General features: G+C 65.6%; 10 protein-coding genes. 7 read left to right on the top strand and 3 right to left on the bottom strand.

Features of this window, described 5'->3' with window-relative positions:
• The coding region (locus ACOQFP_RS16670) for an integrase core domain-containing protein (RefSeq protein ID WP_421583989.1) at nucleotides 1-145 on the top strand (145 nt) is incomplete at its 5' end.
• Here the strand turns inward: ACOQFP_RS16670 and ilvD are convergent.
• On the bottom strand, nucleotides 142-1,857 hold the full coding sequence (gene ilvD / locus ACOQFP_RS16665; RefSeq protein WP_421584940.1) for a dihydroxy-acid dehydratase: 1,716 nt from the start codon (nucleotides 1,855-1,857) through the stop codon (nucleotides 142-144). The two genes, ACOQFP_RS16670 and ilvD, sit on opposite strands and share 4 nt — an antisense overlap.
• Nucleotides 1,858-2,055: 198 nt before the next feature.
• Here ilvD and ACOQFP_RS16660 point away from each other — a divergent pair, with 198 nt between their 5' ends.
• From ACOQFP_RS16660 to ACOQFP_RS16640, 5 genes are all read left to right on the top strand, one after another.
• Nucleotides 2,056-3,159 carry an Acg family FMN-binding oxidoreductase gene (locus tag ACOQFP_RS16660; RefSeq protein WP_421584939.1) on the top strand — a complete coding sequence of 368 codons (1,104 nt, stop codon included), beginning with the start codon at nucleotides 2,056-2,058 and terminating at the stop codon, nucleotides 3,157-3,159.
• A 141-nt stretch (nucleotides 3,160-3,300) separates the two neighbouring features.
• Nucleotides 3,301-4,188 (top strand): universal stress protein, encoded by an 888-nt coding sequence (locus tag ACOQFP_RS16655; RefSeq protein ID WP_206487519.1) that lies wholly within the window; start codon nucleotides 3,301-3,303, stop codon nucleotides 4,186-4,188.
• Between the two features lie 23 nt (nucleotides 4,189-4,211).
• Nucleotides 4,212-5,000, top strand: coding sequence for a hypothetical protein (locus ACOQFP_RS16650; protein WP_421584938.1), 789 nt, complete (start codon nucleotides 4,212-4,214; stop codon nucleotides 4,998-5,000).
• Between the two features lie 114 nt (nucleotides 5,001-5,114).
• The gene (locus tag ACOQFP_RS16645) at nucleotides 5,115-5,993 is read left to right on the top strand and encodes a universal stress protein (protein WP_421584937.1); all 879 of its coding nucleotides are present in this window, start codon (nucleotides 5,115-5,117) and stop codon (nucleotides 5,991-5,993) included.
• A 152-nt stretch (nucleotides 5,994-6,145) separates the two neighbouring features.
• Nucleotides 6,146-7,120, top strand: coding sequence for a GGDEF domain-containing protein (locus ACOQFP_RS16640; protein ID WP_421584936.1), 975 nt, complete (start codon nucleotides 6,146-6,148; stop codon nucleotides 7,118-7,120).
• Between the two features lie 4 nt (nucleotides 7,121-7,124).
• Here ACOQFP_RS16640 and ACOQFP_RS16635 read toward each other — a convergent pair whose 3' ends face one another.
• Together ACOQFP_RS16635 and lppU are read right to left on the bottom strand one after the other, a co-directional pair.
• Nucleotides 7,125-8,561, bottom strand: a complete 1,437-nt coding sequence (locus tag ACOQFP_RS16635) for an MFS transporter (protein WP_421584935.1) — start codon at nucleotides 8,559-8,561, stop codon at nucleotides 7,125-7,127.
• A complete protein-coding gene (gene lppU, locus ACOQFP_RS16630; RefSeq protein ID WP_341243842.1) occupies nucleotides 8,558-9,163 on the bottom strand; it encodes an LppU family putative lipoprotein in 606 nt (201 codons plus the stop codon). The genes ACOQFP_RS16635 and lppU overlap by 4 nt, the downstream gene beginning before the upstream one ends.
• 88 nt (nucleotides 9,164-9,251) lie before the next feature.
• On the opposite strand from lppU, the gene ACOQFP_RS16625 reads away from it, so the two are divergent.
• The gene (locus ACOQFP_RS16625; RefSeq protein ID WP_421584934.1) at nucleotides 9,252-10,301 is read left to right on the top strand and encodes an ATP-dependent DNA ligase; all 1,050 of its coding nucleotides are present in this window, start codon (nucleotides 9,252-9,254) and stop codon (nucleotides 10,299-10,301) included.

Here is a 10,301-nt window from a genome sequence, read left to right as displayed (position 1 = left end):
CACCTATCTCTCCGACGAAGCCAGAGCGGCGACCTACCAAGACTGGATCCATCACTACAATCACCACCGACCCCACACAGGCATCGGCGGCAAGTCACCCATCGAGCGACTGACCGTCCACAACGTCCCCGAGAAGAACAGTTAGATCAGCACGGCACCATTGGACGCCGATCCCACCAGCTTGGAGTACTTGGCCAGCACCCCGCGGGTGTAGCGCGGAGGCAGCGGGGCCCAGTCCTTCGTGCGGGAATCCAACTCGGCTGCATCGACCAACAGGTCGAGCGTGCCCTGGCCGACGTCGAGACGGATCTGATCCCCATCGCGTACGAAAGCGATAGGACCGCCGTCGACGGCCTCGGGGGCAACGTGTCCGACGCACAGGCCGGTGGTTCCGCCGGAGAATCGCCCGTCGGTCAGCAGCAGGACATCTTTGCCGAGTCCTGCGCCCTTGATGGCTCCGGTGATGGCGAGCATCTCGCGCATGCCGGGTCCGCCCTTGGGCCCTTCGTATCGGATGACCACGACGTCACCTGCGGCGATGGTGCCGTTTTCGAGTGCGTCCATGGCGGCGCGTTCGCGCTCGAAGACTCGCGCGGTGCCGACGAAGACGTCGGAGTCGAAGCCCGCCGACTTGACGACGGCTCCGCCGGGGGCGAGCGTGCCCTCGAGGATGGTGATGCCACCGGTGGGGTGGATCGGCGTGTCGAGTGCGCGCAGTACCTTGCCGTCGGGATCCGGCGGTGCGATGTGAGCGAGGTTCTGCGCCACGGTCTTTCCGGTGACCGTCATGCAGTCTCCGTGCATCAGGCCGGCGTCGAGCAGAGCCTTCATGACGACGGGCACGCCGCCGATGGCGTCGACGTCGGTCATGACGTGCTTACCGAACGGCTTGACGTCGGCCAGGTGGGGAACTTTCGCGCCGACGCGGGTGAAATCGGCGAGCGTCAGGTCCACCTGGGCTTCGTGGGCGATGGCCAACAGATGCAGCACGGCGTTGGTGGAACCGCCGAAGGCCATGACGACGGCGATGGCGTTCTCGAAGGCTTCCTTGGTGAGGATGTCACTGGTACGGATGCCGCGTCGCAACAGATCGACGACGGCCTCACCGCTGGCATGTGCGAATCCGTCGCGTCGGCGATCGGGCGCAGGCGGGGAAGCGCTACCGGGCAGGGACATTCCCATCGCTTCGGCTGCGCTGGCCATCGTGTTGGCGGTGTACATTCCGCCGCAGGCACCTTCTCCGGGGCAGATGGCGCGTTCGATGGTGTCGACATCGGCTCGCGACATCAGTCCACGCGAGCAGGCCCCGACGGCTTCGAAGGCGTCGATGATCGTCACCTGGTGCTCGCTGCCGTCGGACAGGGTCGCGAACCCGGGCAAGGTGGAGCCGGCATAGAGGAAGACGCTCGCCAGATCCAGACGCGCCGCGGCCATGAGCATCCCGGGCAAGGACTTGTCGCAACCGGCGAGCAGGACGGAACCGTCGAGACGTTCTGCGCTGACGACGGTTTCGACGCTGTCGGCGATCACCTCACGGGAGACCAACGAGAAGTGCATGCCCTCGTGGCCCATCGAGATGCCGTCGGACACCGAGATGGTGCCGAATTCGAGCGGGTAGCCACCGGCGGCATGCACGCCCTTCTTGACGGCTTTGGCCAGACGTTCGAGCGAGAGGTTGCACGGGGTGATCTCGTTCCACGAGGACGCCACACCGATCTGGGATTTGCCCCAGTCTTCGTCGCCCATTCCGACGGCCCGGAGCATGCCGCGAGCGGCGGTCTTCTCCAGTCCGTCGGTGACGTCGCGACTGCGAGGTTTGACGTCGATGTCTTCTCGGGGATTCTGCGGGGTCGTCATGACACTCCTGAACGGTCGGCCAACATGGATCCTCGGTAGCGTCCCGGAGGTTCCGCTCCTGAGGTCGCATTCACCGTCAACCCTAAACCCGTGGACAGTCATCCGCGGACGGCATGGGCCGACGGATCAACGGAACGGGTCTCGGACGTTCTCGCGCACGGTCCTGTGTCGGCGGAAGTTCCCTCCACGCTGTGACCAATGGCCCTGTCGTGCACGGTCCTCGCGGGTCGACAGTGGTGGGCAGCCATCGCCTCGCGGTGGGACGAACGAGGAGAGAAGATGAACGACAATCCGGATTCTGCCGTGGTGGAGATGTTGGTCGAGCTCGCGTGTCGCGCTCCGTCGGTGCACAACAGTCAGCCGTGGAGGTGGGTGCACTCCGAACACGGACTCGATCTGTTCACCGATCGGTCCCGACTGCTCGGGGCGATAGACCCGACCGAGCGGCAGATGGTGCTCAGCTGTGGCGCTGCGCTCGATCATCTGTGCACCGCGGCCGCGGCCTTTCGGTGGACGGCAGATGTCGAGCCGATGCCGACGGCCGGTGCGCCGGACCACCTCGCGCGCATTCGATTGACCCATGACGCGCACCCCCGATCGCACGAGTTCGATCTGTTGTCGGCAATCAATCGCCGCCATTCGGATCGTCGGGCATTCGGTCCGGTACCGGACAACCGCATTCCGGCGCGCTACCTCGGGCGAGGGGACGGAACCGACCAGGTCCGAGCGACGTTCCTGTCGGCCGAATCCAAGCAGACATTGGCCACCGCATCGAGGCTGAGTGCGAGCGTGCGAAAGTACGACGCGACGTATCAGGCCGAGATCAGGTGGTGGGCCGGACACTCGTTCCGATCCGGAGGAATTCCGCCCGAGGCCCTCACCGATCGCGCGGAGGCATCCAGGGTGCAGGTGGGCCGTGAATTTCCCGAGCCGCATCGCATCGGCGGGACGCAGACACGAGAGCCGGTGAACGACGAGTCCACGGTGGTGATTCTCGGTACTGCGTCCGATGAACGGCTGGACTGGTTGCAGTGCGGGCGGGCCATGTCCGCCTTCCTGCTGGCCGCAACGGCCGATGGCCTGGCGACCTGCCCTCTCACGCATATGACCGAGCAGTCGGGAAGTCGCCGCCTGGTCGAGTCCTTGGCCCCCGGCCGGGGTGTGCCGCAGGTGCTGATTCGGATCGGTGCGCCGATGACCGGCTCGCCTCTCGCCCCGACCCCGAGACGAGCGGTGTCGTCGGTGTTGTCGGTGGCCTCCCGCAGCACGGCGCGGGGGTCGCGCAGAACCACTCCGCTGTGACCGGGTATCACGTACCTGAAACTGGGGACCAAATGCTCTGTGGCGCGGCCACTGTCGAGTTGTCCAATGGGAATCGAGCATCCGAGAACGGATGACCGTCGACGGGCCGGCCGTGTGGTCCGCCCGGACCGAGGACAGGAGATGGCCATGGTTCTGGCACATCATCAGAAAATCGTTGTGGGCGTCGATGGTTCGCCGAGCAGCATCAGCGCTGCACTGTGGGCGGCCACCCTGGCCGAGCGGTTGAAGGCCCCGCTGCACATCGCCGGGGCGGTACAGCATCCAGCGTTCTACATGGACGAGTCCGCGTCGGTCGTTCCCCTCGACGTCTGGGAAGAGCAGCGTCGCGCGGCAGAACGCATCGTCACCGATGTCGCCACCTCGGTGCTGGCCCGGCATCCGAACAGCGCCGTGACCACCTCCGTGGAAGAGATGTCGGCATGCTCGATGATGGTCGAGCTCTCGCGCACCGCACGCATGCTCGTCGTCGGCAACTCTGGTTCGGGGCCGATCGTGTCGGCGTTGTTCGGGAGCACAGCCCGGCGGACGTCGACCACAGCGTGGTGCCCGGTGATCGTATGGCGTGAGGGCATCGATGCCGTCGACGCACCGATTCTGGTCGGCATCGACGGAAGTGCGACGAGTGAAGCAGCGGTCGAGCAAGCTTTCGATCTGGCCTCGCGGTTCGAGGTTCCGCTGATCGCCGCACACGCCTGGCGCTCGTTGTCGCAGGGTGCGGCCCTGTCCCTGCCCGGATCGCCCGATGAGGCCGAGATCGAGCGCGAACAGCAGCTGCTGGTGTCCGAGAGCCTTGCCGGGTGGAGCGAGAAGTATCCGGACGTCATCGTGGAACATGTTGTACAGCAGACAAACCCGGCGCGCCTGCTGATAGAGCAGTCCAAGCGGGCCGGCATGGTGGTGGTCGGCAGTCATGGTCGAGGCGTTGTCGCCAGTGCCCTGTTCGGATCGACGAGCAACAACCTGACCCGGCACGCGCACTGCCCCGTGATGATCTGCAGGGACCGATGACCAATCGGACGGTGCCGAATCGCGTGCGTCACAGAGAAGAGAGTCGACGCATACTCGACGCGAGCACCGCGAACCGAATTGCGCGCAACGCGACACGGGCTCGGCTGATCGGCCACGATCACTTCGGCCCCACCGTCGACGTTCTGCCCTGCATCTGGATCGGGAGTCGGGTGTACTTCTACGCCGAGGGGCGGTCGCAGTTGGGGCGCAGCACACTCGGCTCGTCGGTCGTGCTGGAGTTCGACGCCGAGAATCCGGATCGCGCAACAGTATCCACTGTCGTCGTGCACGGTATCGCGCGTGTGGTCCTCGACGAGCGAGGGGATGTGCTCGAACAGGCCCTACCGCGGCCGCATTCGAAGGAACCACCGATGCACCGACTGATCGAAGTGTCCCCGACATCGATCTCGGGCGTCGAACTGACCTGCCCTGACCGTCGCACCTATCCGATGCCGAACGACGAGGCAGCAGAGGTGCCGGACGCGGTGGTGCTGGGGTCCGAATCCATCACGGTCGACATCCCGACCAGCGCGGGACCGAGAGTGTTTCCGGTGACCACTGCAGCGATCGGTGGCGTGGTCCGCGCAGTGATGATCGCGGAGTACGGGCCGATCGGTGGAGTCTCGCCGGACGGGCGTGTTCTCGCAACGGCCGTGCTCGATCGATGGCCCGGTGCACGAGTGTTCGAGCGGCGCAGTACCGGCGACCGCGGTGCCGATCCGCGTGGCTACGAGAGCTTCTACGTCGAACTGGACCCGAGTGGTCGTAGATCCGATGCCGAGCTCGAAGCGGTATCCGCACTGTTTCGCTGAACTCCCGGCGGCCTGCCTCGGGCTGGAGCTGACTCCGAATGTGGGTGCGGTTGCAGATCTACGTTCGATGCGATTCGGCCGCAACGACGGTCGACTACGAGAGAAGGAAGAATCATGAGTAATTCCACCGACCGCATGCTTCCCGTCCTGGTGGGCATAGACGGATCGAGAGAGGCCGATGCCGCCGCGCAGTGGGCGGCGTTCTATGCGGCGAAGGTGCACGCACCCGTGCGCCTGGTTCATGCGGTCCCGGCGGGGGATTGGTACGGATCGGCAGCGTTCGTCGACGGCGGTGCGCTGGAAAGAGACCTGCGGGCGATCGGACGCGGGCACCTCGCCCGTGCTGCTGCAGCGATTCACGACGCAGCACCCGAGGTATCGGTCGATACCGTCACCGCCGATGGGACCATCGCCTCGTACGTGTCGAAGGCCGGCGCGGAGTTGGTCGTCCTCGGATCGAGGAAGTCGAGCATTCTGCGCGACCTGACCCTCGGCAGTAACTCGCTCCGAGTGGTCTCGCATGCACAGTGCCCGGTTCTGCTCATGCGCAACGCGCTCGACAGTTCCGACCCCGCTCGTCCGATAGTGGTGGGGGTCGATGGAAGTGAGCAGTCGGATCGGGCGCTCGGTGTGGCGCTCGAGATCGCCCAGACCCTCGGCGCGCCGGTGGTCGCGGTGAACTACTGGGGATTCGCCGCACAGGCAGGTCTGGGAACAGGATTCGAAGAGGTCGACTGGGTGAGCATTCGCGCGCACGAGAAGCACTGGCTCGAAACACATGTGGAGACCATGCACGAGAAGTACCCGGATGTTGCGCTGAGCACCGTGAGCGCGCAGTCGAGCCCGACGAGAGGACTCCGTGCGATGTCGGCGTCGGCCTCGATGATCGTGGTGGGATGTCGCGGTCGAGGTGCTCTGCTCGGTACCGTTCTGGGATCGGTCAGTCAGAATCTGGTGCACCACGCCGACTGCTCGGTGCTGATCGTGCGATGATGTGCGGCGCGTGACTCGTTGCCACGCGGCATTATCGCCGGCGAGCCCGGAATTCGGAGCGGTGAACACTGCAGCACCGGAGGTGGCCGCCGCGCGCCCGGTTCACCCGGCCGACTGAGACAACGTCATCGTGCACTGGCATCGTAATGGCCATGCGTTCGTTCGATCACGTTCTGCATCCGGGTTCGATGCACACGACAGCGGGCCTTCGGACGCGACTGTTGTCGTACTTCTTGCTGTCCACGACGGGTTTGTACGCGGCCGATGTGATCCTGAATCTGCTGTACCAATTCGACCACGTGGTCTCCGATATCACCGGTGGGGTCGTGGCCGTGTGCCTGGGGACGGCCGGGTTGGCGATGTTGTGGCTTCGCCCAGGTGCGCCGATTGCGCATCGGTGTGCGCTGGCCGCAGCCATGGTCGCGACACCTGCGGTGATGGTCTTTCACCGACTTCCGGTGTCGCAGAGCCAATGCTTGGTGGCGGCGATGTTTCTGGCGATGTACATCCGAGCGTTCCACTCGGACGTGGTCGGCAGAGCACTCGTCGGCGTTCTCGCAGCGGTTGTCCTCGCGGCGGTGGCTGTCTCGCCCTCCGTGATGTATCCGATCTCGTATCTGGTGTTCGGCGTAGCGATCGTTGCTGCGGGCGAGGCGTTCGGAGTCGTGACCAAGTCGCTGGTCGTCGCGTCGTGCACCGATCCGCTGACGGGCGTGTTCAACCGGGCAGGCTGGGAGGTGGCGACAGCCGAGGCGACTGGAAGCGGAGCAACCGGGTTCCCGGTGGTCGTCGTGATCGTCGACGTCGACGATTTCAAGTCCGTCAACGATTCGGGCGGACACCGGGCGGGTGATGACTTGCTGATCGACCTGGCGCGATCGTGGTCGAGGGTCGCTCCGCCGGGTGCGGTGATTGCGCGCCTCGGCGGCGATGAATTCGCCGCCCTCCTGACCGGGCAACCGCGCGAGGTGGTGGACGAATTCATCCGAATCACGGCTAGGTCCCTGCCCTACGCCAGCGTGGGGACAGCGGAGTCGACCGCGCCGGAAGAGCCGGTCTCGGACATTCTCGCCCGCGCCGACGCCGATCTCTACGAGGTGAAACGTGCTCGTCGAGAGGAGCTGTGAGCGATCAGTCGAGGTTGCCCCGACCGATCGGCGGTGAGCCGAGATCACAGTGCGGTGGGCAGTTCGACGCGTCGCTGGCGTTCCCGCGGATCAGCACCGCGGCAATCAGAGCGCCGATCACCAACAGACCGGCGCACATCAGCATCGCGGAATGGAATCCGGCGGAGAACACCTGCGGGGACGAGTAGTCGGATCCGGCGATGCCCGCCAGTGCGGGCAGCGCAGCAACGGCAAGCAACTGACTGGTGCGGGCCACCGCATTGTTGACGCCGGAGGCGATCCCGGCGCGGTCATCGGGTGCCGCGCTCAGGACGGCCCCGGTCAACGGGGCCACCAGTGCGGACAGGCCGAGGCCGAACACGACGACGGCGGGAAGCACATCGGTCGCATAGGCCGATCCCGGCCCGATGCGCAGCATCAGCAGCAATCCCGTCGCAGACAGCAGTGGCCCCACGGTCATCGGGATGCGCGGGCCGATGCGTGCCGCGAGCCGTCCTGCGCGGGCGGACAATACGAGCATCAGCACGGTGATGGGGATGGTGGCCAGCCCCGCCGCGACCGGAGAGAACCCGACCGCGAACTGCAACTGCAGTACCAGGAGGAAGAACACGCCGCCCAGTGCCGCGTACACGGCGAAGGTCACCAGATTGGCCGCAAGGAACACCCGCGACGCGAACAGGGAGGGCGGTATCAGCGGATCGCGTGTACGGCGTTCGATCAGCACGAACGCTGCGACCGCGACGACACCGAGAGCCAGCGACAGGACGTGCGACTCGATGAGGCCGTATGTGAGCAAACCCAGTGCCACCGCAACCGCCACCGCCCCCGGTGCGTCGAGCCGACCCGTCGGATGTGGGTCTCGGCTTTCGGGAACATGTTTCGCAGCCACCCACACGACCGCGATGGCGAGTGGAACGTTGATCAGGAACACCGCGCGCCAGCCGACGGCGTCGACCAGCCAGCCGCCGAGCAACGGCCCGATCGCCGCCGCGACGCCGCCCAATCCCGACCACATTCCGATCGCCGCTCCTCGATCCTCGGTCCGGATGGACGCCGAGATCAACGCAAGCGAGCCGGGTGTCAGTAGGGCTGCGCCGACGCCTTGCAGCAGCCGCGCCGCGATCAACACTTCGATGTCGGGAGCGAGTCCGCAGAGCACCGAGGCGGTCGCGAACCATACGGTGCCCCAAACGAACACACGTCGGCGTCCGAGCCGGTCACCGAGAGAGCCGCCCAACAGAATCAACGAGGCCAGCGTCAGGGTGTAGCCGCTGAGAGTCCATTGCAGACCGGTGACGCCGGATCCGAGGTCGCGGCCGATCGCAGGCAGCGCGATATTGACCACGGTGGCGTCGAGCATCGCCAGAGCCGAACCGAGGACGGTGGCTGCGACGATCCAGCGGCCCCGTGCACTGGAGAGCGCGATGCTCTCGGTGGTCACAACTTCTCGACGCAGACCACGAAGTTGCGGGACTCCTTCTCGAATCCGTATTGCGCCGGGTCGGGGCAGTCGTCGACCGAGGACGAACCTTCCAGGATGGTCACGACGCGGCGGGTGTCGTCTCCGGGGGTGGTGCAGTCCACCCGTTGGGCGAATTCACCGGCGAGGTCCATGCAGCCGCCGACCACCCAGTCGATATCGAGGCACAGTGCTCCCTGCTCGATGTCGAAGTAGGTCTCGTAGTAGTACTGATCGGCATCATCGGGGCACTCGGCCGAGGTCGGTGTCTTGGCGAAGACAACGTAGTTGGACTGGGGAGATCCACAGTTCGCAGTGGCGATGTCGGCCTCGTCGACGGTGCCGCCGAGGTTCACGCACTCGCCGATCTCCACGTCGATGTCCACGCTGCCGCCGCCGTCGACGGTGCCGGTGGGGGCGCTGTCGGTGGTTCGGGGCGCGTTCGTCGTGGTGGGGGCTATGGAGGCACCGGAGATGGCGACGGCGGTACCGGACACCTCCGAGGCACACCCGCCGAGGATCAGAGCCGTGCACGCCGCCAGTGCGACGACGAGTGCGCGGATCGAACGAGTAGGTGACGCCATGGTGAGTCCTGCCCTCGTAGATTCGGTCGACCGTGTGTGTAGAAAATATCGGACTCGGTTGTCGGCCGCATGAGGCAGGATGATCTGCGTGGATCTTCCCCTTGCTGTCCCGGTCGCGCCGATGCTCGCCAAAGCGGCCAAAGTGGTGCCCGCGCAACCCGGAGACGGCCCGCCTGCGTGGTCCTACGAGCCGAAATGGGACGGGTTCCGCGCCGTTGTCTTCCGGGACGGAGACGAGGTGGTGTTGGGTTCGCGCGGGGGCAAGGACCTGGCGCGCTACTTTCCGGAGCTGGTCGAGGCCGTCAAGGCGGAGTTGCCGGACAAGATCGTCGTCGACGGCGAAATAGTGGTGCCCCGAGAGAAGAACGGTTCCACTCGGCTGGACTGGGAGTCGCTGTCGGAGCGAATTCACCCCGCGGCGAGTCGGGTGAGGATGCTCGCGGAGCAGACTCCCGCTCAGTTCATCGGATTCGATCTGTTGGCAATCGGTGACGAGGATCTGACGAACGAGCCGTTTTCGATTCGGCGAGCGAGGTTGCTCGAGGCGGTCGGCACGGGCGGGCCGAGTTGCTTCGTCACCTCGGCCACCGATGATGCCGAGGTGGCGCAGGACTGGTTCGAGCGGTTCGAAGGTGCCGGGCTCGACGGGGTGGTGGCCAAGAAGCTCGACGGGCTCTATCTGCCCAACAAGCGGGAGATGATCAAGATCAAGCACGCCCGCACCGCCGACTGTGTGCTGATCGGTTATCGAATTCACAAGTCCGGCAACGGTATCGGATCGCTGCTGCTCGGGCTCTACGACGGTGACGACTTGCGGATGATCGGCGGCGCGTCGGCGTTCACCGACAAGCGGCGGCTCGAACTGCTCGAAGAACTCGAACCCCTCCGGCTCGGAGCGGACGTCACCTACGACGGCGAGGCGACACGCTGGAACTCCTCGAACGATCGCAATTGGATTCCGGTGCGCATCGAGCGGGTCGTGGAGGTGGCGTACGACCAGATGGAAGGCGCTCGGTTGCGGCATGTGGCCCGGTTTCTGCGGTGGCGACCCGATCGTGAACCGCGCTCGTGTGCCTACGACCAACTCGAGGTTCCGGTGCGCTACGACGTGGCCGATGTGATTGCCGGAGGGCGATAG

It is taken from the genome of Rhodococcus sp. MALMAid1271, assembly GCF_049195265.1.
Taxonomy (GTDB): domain Bacteria; phylum Actinomycetota; class Actinomycetes; order Mycobacteriales; family Mycobacteriaceae; genus Rhodococcoides.
The sequence above is the reverse complement of the archived record's forward strand: the minus strand, read 5'-3'. Positions and strand labels throughout refer to the sequence as shown.

What these genes read in the sequence shown, in the direction of transcription:
- ilvD (WP_421584940.1), bottom strand. Translation starts at nt 1,857, where the DNA reads ATGACGACCCCGCAGAATCCCCGAGAAGACATCGACGTCAAACCTCGC.
- ACOQFP_RS16660 (WP_421584939.1), top strand. Translation starts at nt 2,056, where the DNA reads ATGGCCCTGTCGTGCACGGTCCTCGCGGGTCGACAGTGGTGGGCAGCC.
- ACOQFP_RS16655 (WP_206487519.1), top strand. Translation starts at nt 3,301, where the DNA reads ATGGCCATGGTTCTGGCACATCATCAGAAAATCGTTGTGGGCGTCGAT.
- ACOQFP_RS16645 (WP_421584937.1), top strand. Translation starts at nt 5,115, where the DNA reads ATGAGTAATTCCACCGACCGCATGCTTCCCGTCCTGGTGGGCATAGAC.
- ACOQFP_RS16640 (WP_421584936.1), top strand. Translation starts at nt 6,146, where the DNA reads ATGCGTTCGTTCGATCACGTTCTGCATCCGGGTTCGATGCACACGACA.
- lppU (WP_341243842.1), bottom strand. Translation starts at nt 9,163, where the DNA reads ATGGCGTCACCTACTCGTTCGATCCGCGCACTCGTCGTCGCACTGGCG.